Below are 26,022 nucleotides of genomic sequence, written 5' to 3'. Positions count from 1 at the left end.
TGCGCGTGCGCGTGTTCGCTTGGTGAGCAGAAACGGTCGGGTCCTCGATGGGGACCCGACCGTTTCTGCTCACGAACGCGACAGGACGGCCCAACCCCCGGCCGGGAGGCGCAGGGTCCCGTCCCCGAGATCGGCCCCGCCCGCCTCGACCTGCGTCGCGTCGGCCACGGGCACCTCGACGGGGTCGTCCGACAGGTTCAGGGCGGTCACCACGGCGGCGTCCGCCGTCGCGGTCCGCAGCACCACGGCGGTGTTGGTCAGGTGCACGACGTCGGTGTGCGCGCGGTGCAGCCACGGGTTCCGACGGCGCAGGGCGATGAGCGCCTCGTGCGCGTGGGTCAGGTCCGTCGGCGCCGGCACCTCGGCTGGGAACTCCGGGCGGACCGCGTCGTCGCCGCCCTCGCGTTCCTCCTTCACCCCGGTCCAGCCGTACTCGTCGCCGGCGTAGACCACCGGGGTCCCCGCCACCGTGAACAGCACCGCGGCGGCGTGCCCGGCGAACCGCTCCCCCACCGCGCTCGCGATCCGGGTGACGTCGTGGTTGCCGACGAACGTGGTCGGGGCGAAGGTCGACAGCAGCGCGTCGTGCCGCTCGACCGCGTGTGCGAGCTCGTGGCCGTTGCGGTCCGCGATGCCGTGCCAGATCCCCTGCCACAGCTCGTACTGGGTCAGCGAGTCCATCGTCGAGTCGCGTGCGATCGCGGCCGCGTCGCCGTGGATCACCTCGCCGCTGAACCAGGCGTCCGGGAAACGCTCCCGCACCCGCGGCAGGACCCGCGCCCAGAACGCCGGCGGCACCGCGTACGCCGCGTCGAGCCGCCAACCGTCGACGCCGCGGGCCAGCCAGTGCGTCATCACCTCCACCACGAGGTCCTCGGTGGCACGGCTGCCGTGGTCGAGCGCGACGAGGATGTCGTGGCCCTCGAACAGTCCGACGGGCACGGGCTGCCCCGACTGCCACCCGGACCAGTCGATGGCGAACAGGTCGGCGGTGGGCGCCTCCGGGCCCTGGTCCGACAACGCACGGAACGCCGGGTGCTCACGGCCGACGTGGTTGAACACCCCGTCCAGCAGCACCCGCACGCCCCGCTCGTGCGCCGCGGTGACCAGGGCGTCGAAGTCGGCGTCGTCGCCCAGGCGCGGGTCGATGCGGAAGTGGTCGACCGTGTCGTACCCGTGGGTCGAGCTCGCGAACACGGGGCCGAGCAGCAGGCCGTTCAGACCGAGGTCGACGACGTGGTCGAGCCAGCCGGTCAGGCGGTCGAGGCGGTGTTCGAGCGGACGCTCCCCCACCGGTGACGCGGGGCGGACCTCGGCGCCGACGAAGCCGAGCGGGTAGACGTGCCACCACATGACGTGCTGGACCCAGGCCGGCTCGGACGGACGGGCGGGGGCGGTGTCGGGATTCACTGCTCCGATGCTGCCAGGCGCACCTGGACCGTGCGCGTGGTGGCTGTGGACCGCCCTGCCGAGCAGGACGAGGATGGGGCCATGGGACGGGCGATCAGGACGGAAGCCGATGCGTCGGCATCGGAGTCGGCACACGCCGAACGGACCTGCGCCTCGTGCGGGCGACGGATGCCGTCCTCGGCGGCACCGGAGGCGAAGCGGTGTTCGGCAGCCTGCCGCCGACACGGTCTCGACGACACCGACCGGGCCCTCGAGCAGCGCATCGACGAACTGCTCGCGGCACGGGCGCGGACCTCGAGCATCTGCCCGTCCGAGGTCGCACGCTCACTCGCCCCGGACGACTGGCGACCGCTGATGGAGCCGGCACGTCGAGCCGCCCGGCGCATGGTCGCGCGCGGCGAGGTCGAGATCACCCAGGGCGGGTCCGTCGTCGACCCGTCGACCGCCAAGGGCCCGATCCGCATCCGCCGTCCGCGGTGATCCGGGTCGCGGCGCGCCTGTTTCAGGTGCGCTCGTGAACCGTGCGGATGAGCCGCTCGAGCGCGGTCACCAGCGCCCGTGTCTTCTCCTGGGTCACGCGCGACGTCGAGTACTGGAAGTTCGTCTTCTCATCGGTCAGACGCTTGAAGTGCAGGCCGGGTCGCGTGTCCGGTGCGCAGGCCTGGTCGAGCAGCCGACGAGCGGCGGCGTGGTCGTCACCGAGGTGGTGGTAGCCGAGGATCGCACCGCAAAGAGCGTCCGACGCCGCGATCCCGCCGAGCACAGCGTTCGCACCGGCGGCCTTCCAGTCCGCGTGACTCGTCGACTCGACGGAGAGGAGCGCGACCTCGAGGTAGGACTGCGCTTCGTCTCGGCGCATCGCGACTGCGGCCCTGTCGACGGCGCGCACGCGGGCGCCCATCAGAGGTACGTCCTGATCTCCTCGCCGAAGACTGTTCGGGCTTCTTCTCGCCACGACCCGACGAGCGGGTCTCCCTCGGCCACGAACCGACGGAGATCAGCGCGGGTCACGTCGAACACCTGGCACTCGTTGCCGGTCCACCGCCGGACGAGGTCACCGAGGCGGACGACGACGTCGGTGTCGACGGTCTGCTCGAAGACGACGAGGAGGTCCAGGTCGGACGCCGGCGTCGCGGTGCCCCGGGCGACTGACCCGAAGATCGAGACCGAGAGGACCCCGGCCTCCGCCGACTCGACGTAGGCGCCGATCCGACGTTCGAGTTCGTCGCCTGCTTCGAGGCCGAGTTCCACCGCTGGCCAGAGCAGGTGTTCCCGGTTGACCCGGTAGGCCGAGTGCTGCAGACCGCGCTCGACCTGCACGAGCCCTGCTGCCTCGAGCTTGTCGAGCGCGCGTTTGATGCCGGTGTGCTGCGCAGCGCCCGCGACCCGCGCCACCTGGCGTCCGGTCATGCCGGAATCGGTCCGGGCGAGGACGCGGAGCGCGTCAGCTTGCGTGGCCCCCAGCAGTGTGGCGAGTGGTTTCACGAGTTGCATGTCGATGCCTCCGCAAGAAGTGTACCGATCAGCGGTACACATGGGGCGTTTTTGTGCACACTCAGCGCGCGACGGTACGTGAGGAGGGAACACGTGTCGTCCAACGTCGGTTGCATCGAAGGATGACTGCAACCGGATCGACCGCACAGACCTCTGCCCGCCGCGAAGCCCTGGTCGTCGGAGCCAGTGGCATCACCGGTTCCGCCCTGGTGCGCCACCTGCTCGACCTCGGCTGGGCAGTGACGGCACTCTCCCGCCGACCGCTCGCTGAACAGGGCGTCCGGACCGTCGCAGCCGACCTGCGCGACCCGGAGAGCCTGGCGGCCGCACTCGCCGACGAGCACCCGACCCACGTCTTCTTCACCGCCTGGCAGCGGCAGGACACCGAGGCGGAGAACATCCGCGTCAACGGCGGCATGGTCCGCGACCTGCTCGCGGCGCTGTCGCACGCTCCGCTCGAGCACGTCGCCCTGGTCACCGGCCTGAAGCACTACCTCGGCCCGTTCGAGGCGTACGCCGCGGGCGAGATGCCCGACACCCCCTTCCACGAGGAGGAACCGCGCCTCGACACCCCGAACTTCTACTACGCGCAGGAGGACGAGCTCTTCGCCGCTGCCAAACGCCAGGGGTTCACCTGGTCCGTGCACCGCTCGCACACCGTGATCGGGCACGCGGTCGGCAACGCCATGAACATGGGCCTCACACTCGCCGTGCAGGCCACGCTGGCGAAGGAACTCGACCTGGACTTCGTGTTCCCGGGCAGCGAGGCACAGTGGAACGGGCTGACCGACATGACCGACGCCGGCATCCTCGCCGAGCACATGGTGTGGGCCTCGACGTCACCCGAGGGTGCGGACGAGCCGTTCAACATCGTCAACGGTGACGTCTTCCGGTGGCGCTGGATGTGGCCGCGCCTGGCCGCGCACCTCGGCGTCGACCCCGCGCGCGTGGTGGGCTACGAGGACGCTCCGCGACCGCTCGAGGAGCAGATGGCGCCGTATGAGTCCGAGTGGGCCGGCATCGCCGAGCGCCACGGTCTCGCCGAAGCCGACATCACCCGGCTCGCCTCGTGGTGGCACACCGATGCCGACCTCGGTCGTGCGATGGAGGTCGTCACCGACATGGGGAAGAGCCGCGACGCCGGGTTCACGGCGTTCCGGCGGACCGAGCAGGCCTTCGCGGACCTGTTCGCCCGGTACCGGGCCGACCGCCTCATCCCCTGATCGGTCGGGGGGCCGGTCAGAAGGCGTACCGGATCCGGCAGGACGGCAGGTGCTCGGCCACGAGTTCGCGGAAGCGCTCGACGAGCTGCCCCTTCATGCCGGACCGGTAGCGCACGTTCACGGCACCGTTCTGGGACACCTTCTGCTCCTGCAGGTCCGGACGCCAGAGCAGCTCCTCGGCCTTGGGGTGCCACCCGAGGTTGACCTCGTGCAGGGGCTGGTTGTGGGTCAGGAAGATCACCTCGGCCGCGATCTGCGCCTTGGCGGCCGGGGACAGCACGTCGTCGACCTGCCGGAGCAGCTCGGCCCAGTCCGACTCCCACGTCGGCGTGAGGATGACCGGCGAGAAGTTCAGGTGGACCTCGTAGCCGGCGTCGACGAAGTCGTTCACCGCGGCGATGCGCTCGGCGATCGGGCTCGTGCGGATGTCGGTGACCTTCGCGGTCTCGTGTGGCATCAGCGAGAAGCGGATCCGGGTCCGGCCCATCGGGTCCCAGTCGAGCAGGTCGCGGTTGACGTACTTCGTGGCGAACGAGGCCTTGGCCGTCGGCGTCATCCGGAACAGGTCACAGAGGTCGCGGACGTTGTCGCTGATCATCGCGTCGACCGAGCAGTCGCTGTTCTCGCCGATGTCGTAGACCCAGGCTTCCGGGTCGCACTGGTTCGGTTCGGTCTTCGGCCCCTGCTTGGCGATGTTCCGCGCCACGTGCTTGGTGATCTGGTCGATGTTCGCGAACACCGTCACGGGGTTGCTGTAGCCCTTGCGCCGCGGCACGTAGCAGTAGGCGCACGCCATCGCGCAGCCGTTCGCGGTGGACGGTGCGATGAAGTCGGCGGAGCGACCGTTCGGCCGGGTCACCAACGACTTCTTCACGCCGAGCACGAGCGCCTCGGTCTTGATCCGCACCCAGCGCTGGACGTTCCGTTCGTCGCCGTGCACCTCGGGGATGTTCCAGTGCGACTCGACCGGGACGATCTCAGCGTCCGGCCAGCGCCCGACGATCTCCTGCCCGCGCTGGAGTTCGAGGGCGGCCGGCTCGGCGTAGATGCGTCGGACGTCGAGCATCGGGCGGACGCGTTCGTGGCTCATCGGCTCCTGTCTACCCGGCACCACCGACGGTGCAGACTCGGACCATGACCGCCGAACCCGACGACCACTTCTTCGTCGTGGACGGCCGACGCTGGCGCCGCACCGACCCCGCCCTGCCCGAAGAACTCGCCGCCGCACTCCGCTCCCACCTGGGACGCGGGCGCAACGCCGTGAAGACCGCGAAGCGCGCGGGCGACGAGGAGGCCCTGGCGGCGGTCCGGCACCGGAACGGCCTGGCCAAGCACGGCCTGGGCGAACGCGGCCCCGAGTGGTGGACCCGCCCCGAGGCCGACCGGATCGCCGATGCCGAGCAGGCCCTCGCCGACCTGGACGCCCTCGACCACGACTGATCCTTCCCATGACGCCCGCGATGGAAAGCAGAATCGGGCGTACCTGGTCGAAACTTCCGACCGGGTACGCCCGATTCGACCAGGGACGCCCGATTCGACCAGGTACGCCCGATTCGACCAGGCCGCGCGCCCGACTAGGCCTCGGTGTGACCCAGGTCGGGCTCGACGAGCAGGCACGCGGTGCGGGACGCGGCGGCGTGCAGCTCGAGCACGACGAGCTCGTTGCGACCGTGGCGGAGCACCGGCCCCGGGATCGCCAGGGTCTGCTGCGGGCCTCGCGACCAGTACCGACCGAGGCAGAACCCGTTGACCCAGGCGACACCCTTCCGGAACCCGTCGAGCGACAGGTACCGGTCGTCCACGGTGTCGAGGTCGAACGAGCCAGCTGCGAACGTCGGCCCGGCGAGCACGTCGCCGCCGGTCGGAGCGACCTCGGACAGCGCGGTCACGGCGGCCGGTGCGATGGGGTCGAGGGCGAGCGGCGACGCCGTCCACCGGGCAACCGGGACGCCGTCGATCGAGACGCCCCCGATCAGGCCCTTCGGCTCACCGATGCGGACGCCGTAGTCGACGCGCCCCTGGTCCTCGACGAGGAGCTCGAGCGTGCCGGTCACCGGCGGCAGGGTGATGGCGCGGTCGTGGTGCTCACGCTCCAGGACCCCGACGACGACACCGTCGGCCGACACGATCGCTCGGTCGCGCACCTCGGTGCCGACGGTCAGCACCCCTCCGGTGGGCAGGTCGACCTCGGCACGGTAGGCGACGAAGCCGCTCGCGGCTCCGAGGGCGTCGAAGGTCGGCGGCTCGTCGTGCGCGGACCACGTCGTGAGCGTGGGCAGCAGGGAACGGAGCGACGCGACGCGGTCCAGCCGGACGGCGAGGTCCGTGGCGGGGGTGATCCGGGCCTCCAGGCCGTCGCCGGACGCGGCCACGGGACCGAGGCGACCCGATCCACCCGGCTCCATCGTCGCGGGCAGCGGCGGGACGGGCGCGTAGCGCGCGATCACCGCGCGGAAGGCGTGGAACTTCTCGGTCGGCCGACCGGCCTCGTCGAGCGGGGCGTCGTAGTCGTACGACGTCGCGATCGGACGGTAGACACCCTTGTCGTTCGCGCCGTTGGTGAAGCCGAAGTTCGTGCCGCCGTGGAACATGTAGATGTTCACCGAGCCGCCGGCGGCGAGCAGGACGTCCAGGTCCTCGGCGCTGGCGGACGCCGGCGTGGTGTGGTGGTGCTCGCCCCAGCTGTCGAACCAGCCGTCCCAGAACTCCGAGCACATCAGGGGCCCGGTGGGCTGTGCCTGCCGCAGGCGCTCGAGGCGGGCGGCGGAGCGTGAGCCGAACGAACCGGTCTTGTGCAGCGAGGGCAGGGAGCCGTCCTCGAGCATCGTGCCCATCGGCTGGTCGACGCTCGTGAAGGGGACGGTCAGCCCGATGTCGCGGTGCATCTGCTCGAGTGCGCGCAGGTATTCGGGGTCGGACCCGTAGGCGCCGTACTCGTTCTCGACCTGCACCAGGACGATGGGCCCGCCCTGGTCGATCTGCCGCGGGACCAGCACGGGGGCCAGGTGCTGCAGGTACGTCTCGACCGCTGCGAGGAACCCGGGCTCGTTGCGCCGGACACCCACGGAACCGTCGGCGAACAACCAGTACGGCAGGCCGCCGTTCGTCCACTCGGCACAGATGTAGGGGCCGGGGCGGACGATGGCGTGCATGCCCTCGGCGGCGACGAGGTCGAGGAAGCGGCCGAGGTCCAGGCCACCCGACAGGTCGAACACCCCGGGCGACGGCGCGTGCGCATTCCAGGCGACGTAGGTCTCGATGGTGTTGAGGCCCATCAGCTTCGCCTTGCGGATCCGGTCGGCCCACAGGTCGGGGTGGACGCGGAAGTAGTGGATCGCGCCGGACAGGACCCGGTGCGGCTCGCCGTCGAGCAGGAAGTCGGTGTCGCCGATGGCGAAGCGCATGGTGTCATTCTCTCGTTGCCGGCCGGGCCGGGCGTGGAGCCGGGCCGGGCGTGGAGCGGGGCCGTGCGGACGTGTCCGCACGGCCCCGCGGGGATGCTGTCGAACTACTTCGACGAGACCGTGAAGCCCTGGTCCTTGCCGTACTTGGCGAGGGCCTTCTGCCATGCCTGCAGGCCGGCGTCGAGCGAGGTGCCGTTCTCGTACGCCTGACCGACGGTGTCGGCGTAGACGCTGTTCGCGTACACCTGGTACGGCAGGTAGGTGAAGTCGTTGTCCGAGGACTTCGACGCGTCGACGAGCACCTTGTTGATCTGCTGGCCGCCGAAGTACTCCGGCTTCTCGTCGAGGAACGCCGATGAGTCGAGGTCAGCGGTGGTCGACGGGAAGCCGCCGGACTCCATGAAGACCTTCGTGGACTCCTTCGAGGAGTTCAGCCACTTGAGGAAGCCCGCGGCGAGGGCCGGGTTCTTCGACTGCTTCATGACGACCTGGGCGCTGCCGCCGTTGTTCGCGGTCTGGGCGGTGCCACCGTCGTAGGTCGGCATCGGGGCGACGCGCCAGTCACCCGAGGCCTGGGCGACGCCGGACTCCAGGTTGCCGGGCATCCAGGCGCCGGTGATCATCGTGGCGATCTCACCGTTGCCGAGCTGCTTGTACCAGTCGTCGGTCCAGCCGACCGTCTTCGACAGCAGGCCCTGCTCGACGAGCTCGTTCCAGGTGCTCGTCCACTTCTTGGTGCCCTCGTCCTGCAGGTTGATGGTCACCTTGTCACCGTCGGTGGTGAAGGGGGTGCCACCGGCCTGGGCGATCATGCTCGTGGTGAAGCCGGCGTCGCCGGAGTCCGCCGCGATGTAGGCCTTCGGGTCCGCCTCGTGCAGCTTCTTGGCCGCGGTGACGTACTCGTCCCACGTCTTCGGCACGGCGATGTCGTGCTTGTCGAAGACCTTCTTGTTGTAGAACAGCGCCATGGGGCCGGAGTCCTGCGGCAGGCCGTAGACCTTGCCGTCGATCGACACCGAGCTCCAGGTGCTCTTCGCGAAGTCCTTCTCGAGCGAGTCGAAGCCGTAGCTCGACAGGTCCAGCAGCGACTCCGACAGCGCGAACTGCGGCAGGGCGTAGTACTCCACCTGGGCGACGTCGGGGGCACCCGAGCCGGCCTTGATCGTGTTCTGCAGCTTCGTGTACTGGTCGGCACCGGTGCCGGCGTTGACGAGCTTGACCTTCACCTTGGGGTACTGCTTCTCGAACGCGGCGACCTGGGCCTTCGCCGACGGGGTCCACGACCAGTAGGTCAGGGTGCCACCGTCCTGCAGGGCCTTGTCGATGTCGTCGGCCGATCCGCCGGAGCCGGAGCCGCCGGAGGCGCACGCGGCGAGGGCGATCGCGGCGGTGACGCCGATGGCGAGGGCGCTGAGCCCACGCCGGAGACGCTTGTTCATGGGAGTGCCTTTCACTTCTTCGTGGAGGGGGTGGTGCTGCTGTGTGCCGGACCAGGCGGCGCGTGGCGGGGTCGCCGTGCGCCTGGTGTCCGAGGGGTCAGGCCTTGACCGACCCGGCCGCGAGGCCGGACTGCCAGAAGCGCTGGAGGAAGAGGAACGCGACCACGATCGGGATGATCGTGAGGAGCGATCCCGTGACGACGAGGTTGTAGATCGGCTGCGCGCCGGACCCGGTGGCCTGCGCGTTCCACTGGTTCAGGCCGACCGTCAGCGGGTACCACTTCGGGTCGCTCAGCATGATGAGCGGCAGGAAGTAGTTGTTCCAGGTGGCGACGACCGCGAACAGCAGGACGGTGACGACACCGGGCGCGAGCAGGCGGAGCGCGATCGTGAAGAAGATCCGGAACTCACCGGCGCCGTCCATGCGGGCGGCCTCGAGCAGTTCGGCCGGGATCGCGTCGACCGCGTAGGTCCAGATCAGGTACATGCCGAACGGGCTGATCAGCGAGGGCAGGATGATCGCCCACGGGGTGTTGGTCAGGCCGACCTGCGAGAACAGCAGGAAGGTCGGGACCGCCAGGGCCGTGCCGGGGACCGCGATGGCACCGAGGACGACGGCGAAGACCGCGCGGCGACCGGGGAACTGGAACTTCGCCATGCCGTAGCCCGCGACGGTGGCGAGCAGGGTGGCCCCGCCGGCACCGACGACGACGTAGAGCAGCGTGTTGCCGAACCACTGCAGGAAGATGCCGTCGTTGTACGTCAGCGTGTCGACGATGTTCTGCCAGAGGTTGAAGTCCCCGCCGAACCACAGACCGAACGTCGAGAGCAGCGACGCCTGCGTCTTCGTGCTGTTCACGAGCAGGTAGAACAGCGGCGCGAACGAGTACACGACGAAGACCACCATGACCGCGGTGAGCAGGCCGGAACGCTTCGGCTTGCGTCCGCCTTCCGTGGTGCGGAGCTGCCTGGAGGCGCGGATCGAGCGGGTGCGCGGCGCACGTTGCGTCGTGGTCGCCTCGGTCACCGTGGCCGCTGCGGGCCCGGCAGGGTGCTGGATGGTGCTCATCGGTTCTCCTCGCGGGTGCCGCGGACCTGGACGACGTAGGCGATCACCGCGGTGATCACGCCCATCACGATCGCGACCGTGGCGGAGTAGTTGAACTGCTGACCGCTGAAGGACAGCGAGTAGGCGTACATGTTCGGGGTGAAGGCGCTGCCGATGACGTTCGGTGCGAGCGTCTTGAGCAGGTTCGGCTCGTTGAAGAGCTGGAAGCTGCCGATGATCGAGAAGATCGTGGCGATGACCATCGGGCCGCGGAGCGCCGGGAGCTTGATCGAGAAGACCGTGCGCATCGGGCCGGCACCGTCGAGCTCGGCCGCCTCGTACAGCTCACCGGGGACGGTGCGGAGTGCGGCGTAGAAGATCAGCATGTTGTAGCCGAGGAACTCCCACGTGACCACGTTGCCGATCGACGTCAGGACCCAGCTCGGGCTGAACGGCTGCAGCAGGTCGATGCCGAGCGCGTCGTTGGCGGCGCCCGTCAGCCCGAACTGGTTGCCGTAGATGAAGCCCCAGATCAGGGCTGCGACGACCCCGGGGACGGCGTAGGGCAGGAACACCGCGATGCGGAAGAAGCTCGTCCCCCACAGTCGGGCGCTGTCCAGGGCGAGGGCGGCGACGAGCGCGAGGCCGAGCATGATCGGCACCTGGACGACCAGGAAGATCGCGACCCGACCGAACCCGGACCAGAACTTGGCGTCCTGGAAGAGCTGCACGTAGTTGGCGAACCAGACGAACTGGTTGCCGCCGATGAGCTGGTCGCGGAACAGGCTGAGCCAGAGCGCGTAGCCGATCGGCACGATGAGCATCAGGACCAGGACGACGACGAACGGGCCGACGAACAGCCATCCGGTGAACCGTCCCCGCGGCTTGGGGCGGCGACCGGCCGGGCGCTCGGCGGTGGGGCGCGGTGCTGCCTCACCGGGGCGCGCTGCGAGCGTGCTCATGTGACTCCTTCGTCTGCTGCGTTCGGGTGGTCGATGTCGGCGGCTCGGCCCGGGCCGGATCAGGGTGTCCGGGCGGTCACCGATGTTGACGTCAACATCGAACGACGCGACGATAGCATGGCAACGTCAACATGCGCTAGCGTCCGGGGAGGCCGACCGCTCGGCCCCTCGATCCGGAAGGAGCGCCAGCGTGACGATGGAGTCCCCCGCCGGCACCCGCCGCGCCCCCTCGATGGCCGCAGTGGCCGACGCCGCCGGGGTGTCGATGCAGACGGTCTCGCGCGTCGCCCGGGGCTTCGACAACGTCAGCCCGGAGACCCGCGACCGCGTCCAGCGCGCGATGGAGTCCCTGGGCTACCGACCCAACCGTGCCGCCCGTGCCCTGCGCTCGGGCCGCTTCCGCACCATCGGCGTGATCATGTTCACGCTCGCGTCCTTCGGCAACATGCGCACGCTCGAGGCGATCGCCGACGCAGCCGGGGTCGCCGACTTCACGATCACCCTGCTGCCGATGGCATCGCGCACCGAAGCAGGCGTCCGCTCCGCGTTCTCGCGCCTGCACGAACAGGCCGTCGACGGCGTCGTGATCATCATCGAGTCGCACATCATCGACACCGCCGAGGTCGTGCTGCCCGACGGCGTGCCGATGGTCATCGTCGACTCCACGGGCAGCACCGACCACCCCGCGATCGACACCGACCAGGCCGACGGCGCCCGGCAGGCCACGCAGCACCTGCTCGACCTGGGGCACGAGACCGTCTGGCACGTCGCCGGTCCGGAGTCCTCGTACTCGGCAGCCCGTCGCCTCGCCGCGTGGCAGGACACCCTGACGCGCGCCGGTCGACCGGTCCCCCCGGTGTTCCGCGGCGGCTGGACGACCGAGCACGGCTACGAGGCCGGGCTCGAGATCGCTGCACGCCCGGAGATCACCGCGGTGTTCGCCGCGAACGACCAGACCGCCCTCGGTGTCCTGCGCGCCGCACACGAGTCCGGACGCCCGGTGCCGTCGTCGCTCAGCGTGGTGGGGTTCGACGACTCCCCCGAGTCCGACTCGTTCTGGCCGCCGCTGACCACCGTGCACCAGTCCTTCGACGAGGTCGGCCGCCGAGCGGTCGCGAACCTGCTCGCCCAGATCGACGGCGAGCGGGTCAGCGTCGCGGCCGACCTCGTGCCGGTGCGGCTCGTCGAGCGGGCGAGCACGGCGGCGCCGCCGGCGCGCTGACGCGGCGCGCGTTTCGCGCTCACCGACACCTCACGCTCGCACGGCCCCGTGAACTGTCGTCCAGCCCGTGAACTCGCGCCCGGGCCGGACAGGAGGCCCGGTGCCAGGCCGCCACGCGCCTCCCGGCCGCCGCGCCGGCCGCGTCACGGGCCCAGCGACAGTCCACGCGCCCGTCGCCCCGCGAACTGTCGCCCAGCACGTGAACTCGCGCCCGGCCGCCGCGCCCCCACAACGAGCAGAGGACGTCGGGCGCGAGCGCCCGACGTCCTCTGTGCTCACTCGACGCCCGCCGTGGCGTGCGCCGAGGCGCCTTGTCAGCCGATCGAGACGGCGGTCCAGGAGACCGGCGGGAGCTCGATCGTGACGGTGTCGCCCTCGCGGCGGACCGACTCGTTCGTGCGGAGCCCCACGCGCGAGGTGTTCTCCAGGTCGTTCACGGCGTGCAGGTCGTCGTCCCAGACGCCCTCGGCGTGGACGTCACCCGTCGCACCGATGCCGGCCAGGTCGATCGTCACCGTGGTCGGCTCGGACGGGTGGCGGTTGATCAGGAAGACCGCGGCCTTGCCGTCCTCGGACACGGTGGCGGCGGAGTCCACGACCGGGACCTCGCCGTGCTTGCCGCCGTCGACCGTGTCACCAGAGGCCTTGACCTGCAGCGAGGTGCCCTGCGCCAGGCGCGAGGTGACCGAGAACGGGAAGAAGGTCGTCTGGCGCCAGGCCGGGCCGCCGGGCTCGGTCATGATCGGGCCGATCACGTTGACGAGCTGGGCGAGCGAGGCCGAGGCGACGCGGTCGGCGTGCCGGAGCAGCGAGATGAGCAGGCCACCCACGACGACGGCGTCGGCGACGGTGTAGACGTCCTCGAGCAGACGCGGGGCGACGGGCCACTCGTCGAGCGTGAAGGTCTTGGCCTTCGCTTCCCACTTCTTGATCGACCAGACGTTCCACTCGTCGAACGAGATGTCGATGCGCTTGTCGGACTTCTTCTGCGCCTGGACGTGGTCGGCGGCCGTGGTGACCGTCTTGATGAAGTGGTCCATGTTGGCGCCCGAGGCGAGGAACGACGGCAGGTCGTCGTCCTCCTCGTAGTAGGCGTGCGCGGAGATGTAGTCGACGTCGTCGTAGGTGTGCTCGAGGACGGTGCGCTCCCACTCGCCGAACGTCGGCATCGACGCCCCGGAGGAACCGCAAGCGACGAGCTCGAGGTCGGGCTGGATCTGCCGCATGGCCTTGGCGGTCATGGCGGCGAGCTTGCCGTAGTCGTCGGCGTTCTTGTGGCCGAGCTGCCACGGGCCGTCCATCTCGTTGCCGAGGCACCACATCTTGATGGCGAAGGGTTCCTGGCGACCGTTCGAACGACGGTATTCGGACAGTGCGGTCCCGGCGTCGATGTTCGCGTACTCGAGGAGCTCGATCGCCTCCTGCGTGCCGCGGGTGCCGAGGTTCACGGCGAGCATGAGCTCCGAGCCGACCTGGTCGAGCCAGTGCTGGAACTCGTGCAGGCCGACCTCGTTGGTCTCGGTCGAGTGCCAGGCCAGGTCGAGGCGGCGGGGGCGCTGCTCGACGGGGCCGACGCCGTCCTCCCACTTGTAGCCGGAGACGAAGTTGCCACCGGGGTAGCGGATGGCGGAGACGCCGAGTTCCTTGACGAGTTCGACGACGTCCTTGCGGAAGCCGTGCTCGTCGGCGCTCTCGTGGGTGGGCTCGTGGATGCCGTCGTAGACGTGGCGGCCGAGGTGCTCGACGAACCCGCCGAACAGGCGACGTCGCACCGGCCCCACGGTGAACGCGGCGTCGAGGACGAGGTGTGTGCGGGGCATGGATCTCCTTCGATCGTGGCAGTGCGGTTCGTGCGGGGAGCGGGTGGGGCCACGGACGGGAACCGAAGCGGGCCGTCACGAAAGTGAGCGCTCACCTGACGGAAACGCTACCGGGTTCCACGCCGTCGCGAAAGGGGTGGCGGATGCCGGGAGCGAGCGCTAATGTGAGCGCTCACGGAGCACCGGAAGGTCGTTCCGTGTCCGGAGCAGCAGTGCTCCGGGTCCGGAGCAGCGATGCTCCGGCGGGAGCACCGACCCTGTTCCCGAGCCCGGCCCATCCCGATGGAGTGATGCCATGCCGATCCCACCCGCAACACCCGCGTCGCGCCTCTCGCGCCGGGGCTTCCTCGCCGCCGGTGCAGCGGCCGCGACGGTCCTGCCGCTCGCCGCCTGCTCGAGCCCCCTCGCCGCCGGCCTCGCCGGCAGCGCACTCAACCCCGAGACCCTCGTCTTCTGGAACCTGTTCGGCGGCGGCGACGGCGTCCGCATGCAGGCCATGGAGGACGGCTACGCGAAGCAGCACGGCGGCTCGAGCGCGCTGCAGGGCACCACGTTCGCGTGGGGCAACCCGTACTACTCGAAGCTGACACTGGCGACCGTCGGGAACAAGCCGCCGGACGTCGCGGTCGCGCACCTGACCCGCGCGAAGCCGCTCTGGGACGGTGACCTGCTCGACCCGATCACGTCGGACGACCTGGCGAGCGTCGGCCTGAGCGCCGCCGACTTCAACCAGAAGGCCTGGGCGGCGCAGAAGACCGACGGCAACAACATCGCGGTCCCGCTCGACACACACCCCTTCGTCCTCTTCTACAACGTCGACGTCTGCAAGAAGGCCGGCCTGATCGACGGCGACGGCAACCTCGTCGACCTCAACGGCATGGACAACTTCGAGAAGGCCCTCGCCGCGGTCGCCAAGGTCACCGGTGGCACGGCGCTCAACGTCGCGAACGTGGTGCCGGAGACGGCCACCCCGTGGCGCTTCTTCTGGACGATGTACAACCAGCTGAAGGACGCCACCCCCTTCATCAGCGACGGCGGGTCGAAGCTCACCGTCAACGAGGACGCCTACAACGAGGTCACGAGCCGCACCCAGAAGTGGGTGAAGGAGGGCTGGCTGAACAAGGCCCTCGACTACGCCACCGCGCAGTCGCTCATGTTCGACGGCAAGGCCGGCTTCTTCATGCAGGGCGAGTGGGAGATCAGCACCGCGCAGTCGATCAAGGGCCTGAACTTCGGCATGGCGCCGATCCCCCAGCTCTACGACAAGCCGGCGACCCAGGCGGACTCGCACACGTTCGTCCTGCCGAAGAAGGCCCGCACGCCGGAGCAGCGCAAGCAGCACATGCTCTTCATCAAGCAGATGCTCGAGCAGAGCCTGACGTGGGCCGAGGGCGGGCACGTGCCGGCCTACATCCCGACGTTCGACAGCGCGGCGTACAAGAAGCTCACGCCCCAGTCGAACTACGCGGCCGCAGCCGAGACCGCCGTGTTCGACGACGCCGCCTGGTACGGCGGGTCGGGTTCGACGTTCGAGGGCACGGTGGGCGCCCAGCTCGCCCTCGTGCAGCAGGGCAGCTCGTCCCCAGCGCAGGCCCTCAGCGCCATCAAGTCGCAGCTCGCGACGTACCTCAACACCCCGAGCCCCCTGTGACCCGGCACGCAACCGCCCGGCCGGACCACGCCGGGCAGACGACCCCCGCGATCGCCGTGAACACCGCGCGAAAGGCACGATGACGTGACCACAGCACCTGTCCTCGACCGGCCGACCGACGCGGCCACCGCGCCGCGTCTCCGCCGGAACCGCTCCTACGGCTCCAGCGTGAACCGCGGCCAGGGCCGCAGCGGCTGGCTGTTCCTCGCCCCGTTCGGCCTGTTCTACGTGGCCTTCCTGCTCGGCCCGACGGTCTGGATGATCGTCACGAGCTTCTTCAACACCTCGACCGTCCGCACCGGGCTCGGCAGCTTCGCCGGGTTCGCGAACTACGCCGAGATGCTCGGGCGCAGCGACTTCTGGTCGTCGCTCTGGCACACGCTGCAGTTCACGCTGTACACGACCCCGCCGCTCGTCATCCTGGCGTTCGTGTTCGCCGTGCTGACGAACCGGATGAACCGCGGGCAGTGGTTCTTCCGTCTGGCGTTCTTCCTGCCGTTCATCCTGCCGTCGGCGACGATCTCGCTGATCTGGGTGTTCATCTTCACGCCGAGCACCGGTCTGTGGGCGAGCCTGCAGTCGGCGATCGGCATGACGCCCGGCTCCGGCATGCTGTCGAGCCCGAACACGGCCATGATCGGTGTCGCGATCGCCACCGTGTGGTGGACCCTCGGCTTCAACTTCGTGCTCTACCTGGCCGGTCTGCAGGAGATCCCGCGCGAACTGTACGAAGCAGCCGCCGTCGACGGTGCGTCGAACTGGCAGCAGATCAAGTCGATCACGCTCCCCCTGCTCGGCCGCACGACGACGCTGGTCGTCCTGCTGCAGATCATCGCGAGCCTGAAGATCTTCGACCAGGTCTACCTGATGACGAACGGCGGGCCGGGCATCTCGACCCAGGTCTCGCTGCAGCTCATCACCGGGGTCGGCTTCACCGACAACCGGCTCGGTGCCGCATCGGCCGCGTCGGTCCTCCTGTTCATCGTGATCGTGGCGATCGCGGTCATCCGGCAGCTCGTCGAGCGCGCTGCCGCCAAGCGAGAGATCGGGGCCTGACATGACCGCCACCGAGAGCATCACCACCGGCCGCAAGCTCCGCACCGGCGTCTCGTCCGCCGCTCCGACGAGCGCCGCGAAGATCGGCGTCAGCGGTCGCGGCTTCACGATCGCGTCGGGGATCGTCCTGACGATCTTCGCGATCATCTGGCTCATCCCGAGCGTGTTCGCCCTGAAGACGTCGCTGTCCGACAACGGCGTCGCCGCACTCGGCGCGAACGCGATCCTGTCGAACTGGAACCCGACGCTGCACTCGTACTCGTCGCTGTTCCAGGCCGGCGACATCTGGAACTGGTACCTCGCCAGCGCCATCACGAGCGTCGTCACGGCGGCACTCACCGTGCTGTTCGCGTCGATGGCGGCGTTCGCGCTGTCGCGGCTGGTGTTCCGCGGCCGCAACATCGCGTTCCTGCTCATCATCCTCGGGATCATGATCCCCACCCAGGTGCTGATCATCCCGATCTTCCAGGAGCTCAACGCGGTCGGCCTGCTCAACACCTACTGGTCGGTGATCTTCCCGCAGGTGCCCGCCGTGATCGCGGTGTTCATCTTCAAGCAGTTCTTCGACGGCATCCCGAAGGAGCTGGAAGAGGCGGCGCGCATCGACGGCGCCGGCATCTGGAAGGTCTACTGGTCGGTCATCCTGCCGCTGTCGCGTCCGGTGATCGCGGCCGTGACGATCCTGACCTTCGTCGGGGTGTGGAACAACCTGCTGCTGCCGCTGTTCGTGCTGTCCAATCCGGACCTCATGACGATCCCGGTCGGGCTCGCCACGGTCCAGGGCAGCTTCGGGCAGCGCTACGCCGACATCCAGGCCGGTGCGATCCTCGCGGCGCTGCCGCTGATCATCCTCTACCTGATCTTCCAGCGGCAGATCGTGGAGGGCGTGACGGGCTCGGGCCTCAAGGGCTGACGCGACCCCACCACGGACGGGAGGCCCGGTGCCAGCTGGCACCGGGCCTCCCGCCCGTCCGTCCGTCCGTCGCGGGCGCGGCGCGGCTGGCGCTTTCGGGCGTCCCTGGCGGAACCGGGCGTACCCGGTCGGAAGTTCTGTGGCGGTACGCCCGAAAGCACCAGGCACCGCGCCCGCCAGTGGAAGGACCGGGCGTAGCGGGCGGAACCGGGCGTGCCTACCGGAACCGGGCGCACCGGGCGGAACCGGGCGCACCTGGCCGGAACGGGCGTAGCTAGGGGGAACCGGGCGTACCTGCCGGAACCGGGCGTACCTGGCGGAACCGGGCGTACTCGGTCGGAAGTTCTGTGGCGGTATGCCCGAAAGCACCAGGCATCGCGCACGCCAGGGGAAGAACCGGGCGTACCTGGCGGGAACGGGCGTACCTAGGGGGAACGGGCGCGCCTGGCGGAACCGGGCATACCCGGTCGGAAGTTCCGTGGTGGTACGCCCGAAAGCACCAGGCATCGCGCACGCCAAAGGAAGGACCGGGCGCACCTGGCCGAACCGGGCATACCTGGCGGAACCGGGCATACCCGGTCGGAAGTTCTGTGGCGGTACCCCCGAAAGGACCAGGCATCGCGCGCGCAAGGGGAAGGATCGGGCGTACCTGGCGAGAACGGGCATACCTGCCAGGCAGCGCGGGTCAGGCGGGGATGGAGACCTTCGTCTCGTGCTTCCAGAAGCCGGAGAACGTGATGCGCGACTTCGGCAGGCCCGCACGGTGCAGGTGGCGGCGGCCCTCCGTTGCGAGTCGTGACTCCCCCACGACGAACGCGTACCCCTGGTCGTCGGACGGCACGTGCCGCTGCAGTTCGGCGAGGGCGCCACTGCCGGGGACGGCGCCGGGCTGCCGGACGATCCACGTCACCTGCACGCCGGTGGGGGCGTCGAGGTCACGGATGTCGGCGGGGGTCGGGACCTCTTGGATGATGCGGCCGACGGTGTCGCGCGGCAACGACGCGGCGATGCCGACGACGCCGGGCAGGCCGGTCTCCTCTGCGGCGACGACGACCTCGCTGGTGCCGGCGGGGACGTCGAAGATGCAGCCCTGGTCGAGCATCGCGAGCTCCTCGCCGGGGCGTGCGGCGCAGGCCCAGATCGCGGCGCGGCCCTCGAGCTCGCCGCGGTGGTCCAGGTGCACGACGAAGTCGATGTCGAGCTCGGCGGTGCCGTCGGCGAGCAGGCGGTAGGCGGCGACGGTGTAGTTCGCGCAGTGGGGGCGGATGTCCTCGGGGATGCCGAGGAACGTCGGCCACCACTTCTTGCCGTCCAGGTCGGGCATCCGGAAGGTGTCCTGGTCGGGGCGTCGGACGAACAGGCGGAACCAGTGGTCGAAACCGAGGTAGCCGAACTCGTGCAGGTCGTCGCCTGTGACGGTGACGCGCTGCATCGAGGGGGTCACCCGCTGGGTCCGGAGGACACGGGCGCGGAAGAGCCGGGGGTTCGTCGGCAGGAGCCGCGGGGTCTTCGCCATGAGGCAAGGCTAACCTAAGATGACTTCCGTGCCAGCCCCCAATCCCGTTCTGGCTTCCGGTCCGGAGGCCCCCGAACCCGTCGCGTCCAGCGCCCGAGACGGCGACGCGTCCCGCGCCCTCGGTGTGCACCGGACCGCGATGCGGCGACGGACCGCGGTCATCATCGGCCTCGTCGTCGCCCTGGTGCTCGTCGCCGTGGCGAGCATGCTGCTCGGCAGCAACCGCATCGGTGTCGCCGAGGTGTGGGCTGGGCTCACCCGCTCCGGGTCGAGCACCGACGAGGCGATCGTGTGGGGGTCCCGCATCCCGCGCACGCTCATCGGTGCTGCGGTCGGGGCGGCCCTCGGCATCGCCGGGCTGCTCATGCAGGGACACACCCGAAACCCACTCGCCGACCCCGGCCTGTTCGGGGTCTCCTCGGGTGCGGGACTCGCGGTGGTGCTCGGCGTCTACGTGTTCGGGGTGACGAGCACGAGCGCGACCGTGTGGTTCGCGCTGGTCGGGGCCCTGGTCGCCAGCGTCGTCGTCTTCTCGGTGACCATCGCCGGCAGTGGCACCGCCAGTCCGGTGCCGCTCGCCCTCGCCGGGGCCGCGGTCTCGGCGCTGCTCGCCGCCCTGACCTCCTTCGTCGTGCTGACCGACCAGGCCTCGCTCGACGCGTACCGGCTCTGGGTCGTCGGGTCCCTCGCGGCACGGCAGCTCGACATCCTCGGGGCGGTGTGGCCGTTCCTGGCCGCCGGGCTCGTGCTCGCGGTGCTGAACGTCCGCGCCCTCGACGCCCTCGGGCTCGGGTCCGAACTGGCGAAGGGGCTCGGCGAGAACGTGCTCGTCGCCCGGCTCGTCGGCCTGGGCGGGATCACGCTGCTCGCCGCCGGGGCGACCGCTGCTGCCGGCCCGATCGGCTTCGTCGGCCTGACGGTGCCGCACGTCGCCCGCGCGCTCGTGGGCACCGGACACCGCTGGACCCTGCCCGTGTCCGGTCTGGTCGGCGCAGCCCTCGTGCTGCTCGCCGACGTCATCGGTCGCCTGATCGGCGGGTTCTCCGAGGTCGAGGTCGGCATCGTGCTCGCCGTCATCGGTGGCCCCGTGTTCGTCGCCGTGGCCCGTCGCCGATCGCTGGTGTCGCTGTGAGCGGGGCAGCGGTGCGCAGCACCGGCAGCACGCCCGGCAGCGCGCCCAGCAGCACGCCCAGCAGCACGCCCGAGACCACCACGCCGAGCACGCCCGCCCCGGCTGCACGAACCCCCGGCCGCGCCGGCATCCGCATCGGCCCCGTCGGCCTCGCCTGGCGCCCCCGGGTGTTCTGGTACACGGTCGGGTCGCTCGCCACAGTCCTGGTGCTCATCGTCCTCGGCACGGCGGTCGGATCGACGTGGATCGCACCCGGGGTCGTCATCCGGTCCCTGCTCGGCCTGGAGTCCGGGCCGGACGCCTTCATCATCACCACCCTGCGCCTGCCCCGCGTGCTCACCGGCGCACTCGTCGGCCTGACGCTCGGGGTGGCCGGCGCGCTCACCCAGACCTTCACCCGCAACCCCCTCGGCACCCCGGACATCATCGGTGTCACGGCGGGCGCCAGCGTCGGTGCCGTCGCGGCGATCGTGCTCGGCGGCGGGACGTACTCGGTGTCGTCCCTGGTGCTCGGCGGCGGGATCCCGGTGGCCGCGACGATCGGCGCCCTGGTCGCCGCGGTCCTGGTGTACGGCCTGGGCTGGCGCGGCGGCGTGCAGAGCTACCGGCTCGTGCTGGTCGGCATCGGCGTGAGCGCGACGCTCGACGCGGTGACGAGCTACCTGCTCGTCCGCGCGAAGATCACCGTCGCCACCGCGGCGTCGCAGTGGCTCGTCGGCAGCCTGTCGAGCACCTCGTGGGAGAGCGTCTGGCCGCTGCTCGTGGTGGCCGTCGTCGCGGTGCCGATCGCGCTCGCGACGAGTGCCGCGCTCGGCATCGGGCAACTCGGCGACGAGGTCGCGACGGGCGTCGGACTCGGCGTCCAGCGGCACCGGCTGCTCGTCATCGCGCTCGCAGTCGTGCTGACCGCCGCCGCCGTGGCCGCCGCGGGACCGGTCGGCTTCGTCGCGTTCGTCGTGCCGCAGGTCGGGCTCCGGCTCGCCGGCACGAACCGGCCGCCGCTGCTGCTCGCCGGTGCCCTCGGCGCCGTGCTCGTGCTCGCCGCCGACCTGCTGTCGCGTTCCGCGTTCCCGTGGCAGGTGCCGGTCGGCATCATCACCACCGTGATCGGGGCACCGTACCTGATCTGGCTCCTCGTCCGTCACCGCAAGGAGATGTCCCGATGACAACAACGCACCCGCAAGACAGCGTGCTCGAAGCCACGGGCCTGTCCGTCGGCTACGACCGCCAGCCCGTGCTGCGCGACCTCGACCTGCGCATCGAACGCGGCACCGTCACGACGTTCCTCGGGGCGAACGGCTGCGGCAAGTCGACCCTACTCAAGGCGTTCGGCCGCGTGCTCAAGCCGCAGGCCGGCGAGGTCATGCTCGACGGCACCCCGATCCGCAGGGAGCCGAACCGCCAGGTCGCCCGCAAGCTCGCGATCCTGCCGCAGTCCCCCGTCGCGCCCGCGGGCACCAGCGTGCTCGACCTGGTGATGCGCGGCCGGAACCCGCACCAGTCGTGGGCGAAGCCGTGGACCGCCGAGGACGCCGCCGTCGCCGAAGATGCCATCGCCGCCACCGGCCTGACCGAGGTCGCGCACCGCGACGTCACGAGCCTGTCCGGCGGGCAGCGCCAGCGCGCCTGGATCGCCATGGTCGTCGCGCAGCAGGCCCAGACGCTCCTGCTCGACGAACCGACCACCTACCTCGACCTCGCGCACCAGCTCGAGGTCCTGCGGCTCGTCCGGCGGCTGAACCGCGAGCAGGGGTCGACGATCGTGATGGTGTTGCACGACCTGTCGCTCGCGGCGCGGTACTCCGACCGGCTCGTGGTGCTGCACGACGGCGGGGTCGTCGCCGACGGCACACCGCACGAGGTCCTCACCCCGGCACTGCTCGAGCACGCGTTCGGCCTGCACGCCCGGGTGTTCCCCGACCCGGTGACCGGTGCACCGATGATCGTGCCCGAAGCAGACGAGCACGACCCCGTCCCGAGTGCCCCGCCGGAGCACCCGAGTGCCCCGACGGAACACACGGCTCCCAGCGCCCCGACCGAGCACACGGTCCCGACGAAAACCGAAGACGTGCTGGCGAGTACCGCGAACTTAGGTTAGCCTCTCCTAACGTGAAGACCTCCCGACGTGGCCACCTGCGCGCCGCCCTCCTGACCTCCGTGACCGTCTCGGCACTCCTCCTGACCGGCTGCTCGAGCACCGGCAACTCGAACGACTCCGACTCCGACGGCGGCACCGCCGCGTCGAAGGCATGGTCGTACGAGGACGCCACGGGCGCCACCGTGAAGGTCGACCACACGCCGAAGCGCGTCGTCGTGCTGAACGACATCGCCCTGTCGTTCATCGAGTACGGCCTGAAGCCCGTCGGCACCTTCGGGCAGCTGACGATGGCGAAGGACGCCCGGTTCAAGGGCCTCGACACCGACGGCATCACGCAGCTCGGCACGGCCTACGGCGACATCGACCTCGAGCAGCTCGCCGCGCTCAAGCCCGACCTCGTCGTCACCTCGGTCTACCCGACCGACGCCAAGGGCACGCTCGACACGAAGCAGCCCGGCTACGGCTTCAAGGACAAGGCGCAGGAGAAGCAGATCGAGGCCATCGCGCCGGTCGTCCAGGTGAAGTGGGGCGGCAAGGGCGAGGACGTCATCGAGAAGATCGCCGAACTGTCCGAGTCCCTCGGCGCGAAGGAGTCGACGGTCGACGCCGCCGAGGAGCGCTTCGACACCGCGGCCGACGAGCTCGAGAAGGTCTCGAAGGAGAAGGACCTGTCGGTCGTCTCGATGTACGCCGACGGTGACGGCGCGTACGTCACCCGCCCGACCGACGAGCCGTCGCTGCAGATGTACGCGTCGTACGGGGTCGACTTCGTCAACCCGAAGCCGGAGGGCTTCTACTGGGGCATCTACTCGTGGGAGAACGCCGGCCAGATCACCGGTGACGTGCTGCTGCTGTCGCAGCAGGGCTACCAGGTCGCCGACCTCGAGAAGCAGCCGACCTTCGCCGACAACGCCGCGCTCGAGGCGGGCCAGGTCCACAGCTGGACGTTCCCGGCCCTCGACTACGCGTCGCAGGCCGACTACATGACCAAGCTCGCGGGCTGGCTCGAGGACAGCAAGAAGCTGTCGTAGGACGCAACCGAGAACCGGCCTGGAGGCGCGGTGCCAGCTGGCACCGCGCCTCCAGGCCGTTGGTGGTTGCGTTCCGGGCCGTCAGCCGACCGGCAGCGCCGCGTTCACCGCGGTCTGCGCGTAGCGCCAGACGGCCGCGCGCGACCCCGCGTAGGTGCCGCCCTGACCGTTGGAGAACGACCGCAGGTTGTGCTTCGCGCCGTCCGTGTTGCCCTGCCAGTAGGCGGTGACGGCACGCGAGGTCCCGCCCACCAGCCACACCTGGTCGGCAGCGTCCGTGGTGCCGGTCTTGCCGAACAGGGTCGCGCCGTCGGGGGTCTGCCCGCCGCTCGCCGTGCCGCCGCGGAACGCGCCCTGCATGACGTCGAACGCGGTGGCCGCGGTCTGCGGCGACACCGCCTGCGTGCACGTGCGGGGTTGTCCGCCGAGTTCCTCGCCGTCGGGTGCGACGACCTGGTCGATCACGACGGGTGCACAGAACCGCCCGCCGTTCGCGATGCCGGCGTAGGCCGACGCCATCGTCAGCGGGGCGATGCTCTCGGTGCCGAGCAGGGACCCCGGGTTCCAGGGCAGCTCGCCACCGGTCGCCAGGTGCACCCCCAGCCGCTCGGCCACGTCGCGGATGTCGCACAGGTCGAGCTGTTCGGCCATCGACTGGTACGCCGCGTTCACGGACTGCGCCGTCGCCGACCGGACCGAGTACGGACCACGCTGCCCGGGTGAGTCGTTCTTCGGCTGCCAGAACGCCGAGGCGGGTCCGCCGCAGGCGGTCCACTCGCTGTGCGGGTGCGGGGTGCCGTTGACGACGGTGTCCGGGCTGCGGCCGGCCTCGATCCACGCCAGCAGGGTGAACATCTTGTAGGTCGACCCGGTCTGGAACCCCGTCGAGCTGCCGTCCGCCTGGTCGGTGGCGTAGTTCAGCGAGGTCGCGGTGCGGGGCGCGTCGGACGACCGGTCGTGGTCGGTGTTCTGCGCCATCGTCAGCACGCGGCCCGTCCCGGCCTCGACCGTGTTGAACGTGGCCCCCAGCGCCAGCCGGGTCTCGGTCTTCGGGTCGTACTGGTCGAGCAGCCGCTTCTGTTCCGCGTTCAGGTCGAGGTCGAGCGTGGTCTGGATCCGGTACCCGCCGGTGCGCCAGGCGTCCGCCCGCTGCTGCTTCGTCGCGCCGAGCTGCGGGAGCCGCTGGGCGATGGTCTCCGCGTGGTCACAGAAGAACTCCGCGCCCACCTCGACCGCCTCGCACCCCTGCTGCGGGGCCGTCAGGTGGACGGAGTCGGCGACACGGGACAGCCGAGCCGTGCGGTACTCCTCGGTCGACAGGTGCCCCTGCTCGTGCATCGACCGCAGGATCACGTTCCGCCGGGCGGCGTTGTCGCGGTGGTGGTCCGGCGTCGACAGGTCCCGTCGCTCCGGCCACTGCACGATCGCGATGAGGGACGCCGCCTCGGCCGGGGTCAGGTCGGTCGCCGACTTGCCGTAGTAGTGCTGCGCCGCCGACTGCACCCCGTAGGTCTGGTCGCCGAAGTAGGCAATGTTCAGGTACGCCGCCAGGATCTGCTGCTTCGTGTACTGCTTCGCCAGGCTGATGGCGAGCTTCATCTCGGCGAGCTTGCGCTGCGGTGTCCGCCGGGTCGCATCCTTGTACGCGGCCTCGCGCTCCTCGGCGGTGGGCAGTTCGCTCGCCTGCTGGATCTTGATGTTCCGCACGAGCTGCATCGTCAGGGTCGAACCACCCGACCCGCCCTCGGTCCCGGACGTGGCGACGCTCACGAGCGACCGGACGACGGACGTCGCGTCGACACCGCCGGTCTCGTAGAACCGCTTGTCCTCGCCGTCCACCGCGGCGTGCTCCAGGTGGTCGCTGATCTGGTCGAGCGTGAGCTCCTGCCGGTCCTGGTCCCACACGTTCGCCAGGTGCACCGGCTCGCCGCCGCGGTACGCCCAGATCTGGTTCCGCTGCGGCAGCTGCCCGATCTCGATGTCCTCCGGCAACGTCTCGAACACCCCGATCGCCGAGGTCGTGCCGACGCCGGCGACCGCGATCACCGGTGTCACCCCGACGCTCACCAGTAACCCGGCGAGCACACTGCCACCCACGAAGCCGAGCGCGGCTCCCCCTGCACGTCGCATCGTCATGTCGTCCGTTCCCCCTCGGTCGCACCGCCATCGGCGCGGTCCGGAGAGGCTCCCAGTCCTGCTCGGGCGGTCGCCGTGACTTCCCCGCGGAACACCGTCGTGTCCGCTGGGAAAGTGCCGGTGCGATCCGCTCCCCGCCGCCGCGCTACGATCCGGGCATGACCCCGATCGCGCCGCGTGTGCTGCACATCCTCTGCACGGCGTTCCTCGTCGTGGCGTTCCTGGCCTCGTTCGTCGGTGGGTACGCGAACGCGAACGACTCCGGCGAAGGCGGCGCGAACATCGGTGCCGGGGCGCTGATGTTCTTCGGTGCACTCGCCGGCGTGGTCGGCATCGGGCTCGGCGTCGCGGCGCTCGTCTCCGGCCTCGTCGCCGCCCGGCGCAGCGCGGCCTGACACCGGTCCCGCGCCGATACGAGCACCACGGTCGCGGTGGTGGCGGGATCGCCAGGACCGGAGGATCATCGG

The 26,022-nt window shown here is 70.3% G+C and carries 23 protein-coding genes; 12 read left to right on the top strand and 11 right to left on the bottom strand.

The annotated features are described in order from the left end of the window. Positions 1 to 69 precede the first annotated feature (69 nt). Positions 70 to 1,410: an alpha-amylase family glycosyl hydrolase gene (locus HP445_RS05925; RefSeq protein WP_241660430.1), complete on the bottom strand. Its 1,341-nt coding sequence runs from the start codon at positions 1,408 to 1,410 to the stop codon at positions 70 to 72. 81 nt (positions 1,411 to 1,491) lie between these two features. Between HP445_RS05925 and HP445_RS05920 the strand changes: the two genes are divergently transcribed. After that, complete coding sequence (locus HP445_RS05920; protein WP_128780855.1) at positions 1,492 to 1,890, top strand: DUF3253 domain-containing protein; 399 nt, start codon at positions 1,492 to 1,494, stop codon at positions 1,888 to 1,890. A 22-nt stretch (positions 1,891 to 1,912) separates the two neighbouring features. Here HP445_RS05920 and HP445_RS05915 read toward each other — a convergent pair whose 3' ends face one another. After that, positions 1,913 to 2,269 (bottom strand): hypothetical protein, encoded by a 357-nt coding sequence (locus tag HP445_RS05915; protein WP_128780854.1) that lies wholly within the window; start codon positions 2,267 to 2,269, stop codon positions 1,913 to 1,915. A gap of 41 nt (positions 2,270 to 2,310) precedes the next feature. Beyond that, positions 2,311 to 2,904, bottom strand: coding sequence for a nucleotidyltransferase domain-containing protein (locus HP445_RS05910; RefSeq protein WP_164941202.1), 594 nt, complete (start codon positions 2,902 to 2,904; stop codon positions 2,311 to 2,313). Positions 2,905 to 3,026: 122 nt separating this feature from the next. Between HP445_RS05910 and HP445_RS05905 the strand changes: the two genes are divergently transcribed. Next, positions 3,027 to 4,127 carry an SDR family oxidoreductase gene (locus HP445_RS05905; RefSeq protein ID WP_128780852.1) on the top strand — a complete coding sequence of 367 codons (1,101 nt, stop codon included), beginning with the start codon at positions 3,027 to 3,029 and terminating at the stop codon, positions 4,125 to 4,127. A gap of 16 nt (positions 4,128 to 4,143) precedes the next feature. Here HP445_RS05905 and HP445_RS05900 read toward each other — a convergent pair whose 3' ends face one another. Further along, positions 4,144 to 5,217: a spore photoproduct lyase family protein gene (locus tag HP445_RS05900; protein ID WP_128780851.1), complete on the bottom strand. Its 1,074-nt coding sequence runs from the start codon at positions 5,215 to 5,217 to the stop codon at positions 4,144 to 4,146. Between the two features lie 44 nt (positions 5,218 to 5,261). Between HP445_RS05900 and HP445_RS05895 the strand changes: the two genes are divergently transcribed. After that, a complete protein-coding gene (locus HP445_RS05895) occupies positions 5,262 to 5,567 on the top strand; it encodes a biopolymer transporter Tol (protein ID WP_128780850.1) in 306 nt (101 codons plus the stop codon). A gap of 134 nt (positions 5,568 to 5,701) precedes the next feature. Here HP445_RS05895 and HP445_RS05890 read toward each other — a convergent pair whose 3' ends face one another. The 4 genes from HP445_RS05890 to HP445_RS05875 form a co-directional block, all read right to left on the bottom strand. After that, positions 5,702 to 7,531 (bottom strand): glycoside hydrolase family 35 protein, encoded by a 1,830-nt coding sequence (locus HP445_RS05890; RefSeq protein WP_128780849.1) that lies wholly within the window; start codon positions 7,529 to 7,531, stop codon positions 5,702 to 5,704. A 104-nt stretch (positions 7,532 to 7,635) separates the two neighbouring features. Continuing rightward, positions 7,636 to 8,970 (bottom strand): ABC transporter substrate-binding protein, encoded by a 1,335-nt coding sequence (locus HP445_RS05885; RefSeq protein ID WP_171907769.1) that lies wholly within the window; start codon positions 8,968 to 8,970, stop codon positions 7,636 to 7,638. Between the two features lie 97 nt (positions 8,971 to 9,067). Next, positions 9,068 to 10,039 carry a carbohydrate ABC transporter permease gene (locus HP445_RS05880; protein ID WP_111032862.1) on the bottom strand — a complete coding sequence of 324 codons (972 nt, stop codon included), beginning with the start codon at positions 10,037 to 10,039 and terminating at the stop codon, positions 9,068 to 9,070. Continuing rightward, positions 10,036 to 10,980 (bottom strand): carbohydrate ABC transporter permease, encoded by a 945-nt coding sequence (locus HP445_RS05875; protein ID WP_027466150.1) that lies wholly within the window; start codon positions 10,978 to 10,980, stop codon positions 10,036 to 10,038. Before HP445_RS05875 ends, HP445_RS05880 begins: the two co-directional genes overlap by 4 nt. Positions 10,981 to 11,176: 196 nt before the next feature. Between HP445_RS05875 and HP445_RS05870 the strand changes: the two genes are divergently transcribed. Further along, positions 11,177 to 12,202 (top strand): LacI family DNA-binding transcriptional regulator, encoded by a 1,026-nt coding sequence (locus tag HP445_RS05870; RefSeq protein WP_164941222.1) that lies wholly within the window; start codon positions 11,177 to 11,179, stop codon positions 12,200 to 12,202. Positions 12,203 to 12,516: 314 nt separating this feature from the next. Here HP445_RS05870 and arfA read toward each other — a convergent pair whose 3' ends face one another. Continuing rightward, positions 12,517 to 14,022, bottom strand: coding sequence for an arabinosylfuranosidase ArfA (gene arfA / locus HP445_RS05865; RefSeq protein WP_128780848.1), 1,506 nt, complete (start codon positions 14,020 to 14,022; stop codon positions 12,517 to 12,519). Between the two features lie 295 nt (positions 14,023 to 14,317). Here arfA and HP445_RS05860 point away from each other — a divergent pair, with 295 nt between their 5' ends. The 3 genes from HP445_RS05860 to HP445_RS05850 all read left to right on the top strand — a co-directional run bounded on the left by HP445_RS05860 (position 14,318) and on the right by HP445_RS05850 (position 17,642). Further along, entirely contained in the window at positions 14,318 to 15,673 is a 1,356-nt protein-coding gene (locus HP445_RS05860) for an extracellular solute-binding protein (RefSeq protein ID WP_027466147.1), read from the top strand. 84 nt (positions 15,674 to 15,757) lie between these two features. Then, complete coding sequence (locus HP445_RS18535) at positions 15,758 to 16,729, top strand: carbohydrate ABC transporter permease (protein WP_027466146.1); 972 nt, start codon at positions 15,758 to 15,760, stop codon at positions 16,727 to 16,729. Position 16,730: 1 nt separating this feature from the next. Then, entirely contained in the window at positions 16,731 to 17,642 is a 912-nt protein-coding gene (locus HP445_RS05850; RefSeq protein ID WP_027466145.1) for a carbohydrate ABC transporter permease, read from the top strand. A 685-nt stretch (positions 17,643 to 18,327) separates the two neighbouring features. On the opposite strand, the gene HP445_RS05845 is transcribed toward HP445_RS05850, so the two are convergent. Then, positions 18,328 to 19,158, bottom strand: a complete 831-nt coding sequence (locus HP445_RS05845; RefSeq protein ID WP_128780847.1) for a siderophore-interacting protein — start codon at positions 19,156 to 19,158, stop codon at positions 18,328 to 18,330. A 28-nt stretch (positions 19,159 to 19,186) separates the two neighbouring features. Between HP445_RS05845 and HP445_RS05840 the strand changes: the two genes are divergently transcribed. The 4 genes from HP445_RS05840 to HP445_RS05825 are packed head-to-tail and all read left to right on the top strand — an operon-like array spanning position 19,187 to position 23,419. Continuing rightward, positions 19,187 to 20,290 (top strand): FecCD family ABC transporter permease, encoded by a 1,104-nt coding sequence (locus HP445_RS05840; RefSeq protein ID WP_241660429.1) that lies wholly within the window; start codon positions 19,187 to 19,189, stop codon positions 20,288 to 20,290. Between the two features lie 11 nt (positions 20,291 to 20,301). Then, complete coding sequence (locus tag HP445_RS05835; protein WP_128781077.1) at positions 20,302 to 21,456, top strand: FecCD family ABC transporter permease; 1,155 nt, start codon at positions 20,302 to 20,304, stop codon at positions 21,454 to 21,456. Then, positions 21,453 to 22,388: an ABC transporter ATP-binding protein gene (locus HP445_RS05830; protein ID WP_128780846.1), complete on the top strand. Its 936-nt coding sequence runs from the start codon at positions 21,453 to 21,455 to the stop codon at positions 22,386 to 22,388. The genes HP445_RS05835 and HP445_RS05830 overlap by 4 nt, the downstream gene beginning before the upstream one ends. 11 nt (positions 22,389 to 22,399) lie before the next feature. Beyond that, entirely contained in the window at positions 22,400 to 23,419 is a 1,020-nt protein-coding gene (locus tag HP445_RS05825) for an ABC transporter substrate-binding protein (protein WP_111032867.1), read from the top strand. Between the two features lie 81 nt (positions 23,420 to 23,500). On the opposite strand, the gene HP445_RS05820 is transcribed toward HP445_RS05825, so the two are convergent. Beyond that, the gene (locus tag HP445_RS05820) at positions 23,501 to 25,555 is read right to left on the bottom strand and encodes a transglycosylase domain-containing protein (protein ID WP_241660427.1); all 2,055 of its coding nucleotides are present in this window, start codon (positions 25,553 to 25,555) and stop codon (positions 23,501 to 23,503) included. A 158-nt stretch (positions 25,556 to 25,713) separates the two neighbouring features. Between HP445_RS05820 and HP445_RS05815 the strand changes: the two genes are divergently transcribed. After that, positions 25,714 to 25,950: a hypothetical protein gene (locus HP445_RS05815; RefSeq protein WP_071414700.1), complete on the top strand. Its 237-nt coding sequence runs from the start codon at positions 25,714 to 25,716 to the stop codon at positions 25,948 to 25,950. The last annotated feature ends 72 nt before the right edge of the window (positions 25,951 to 26,022 follow it).

Source organism: Curtobacterium flaccumfaciens, assembly GCF_013359815.1.
Classification (GTDB): domain Bacteria; phylum Actinomycetota; class Actinomycetes; order Actinomycetales; family Microbacteriaceae; genus Curtobacterium; species Curtobacterium flaccumfaciens.
The sequence above is the reverse complement of the archived record's forward strand: the minus strand, read 5'-3'. Positions and strand labels throughout refer to the sequence as shown.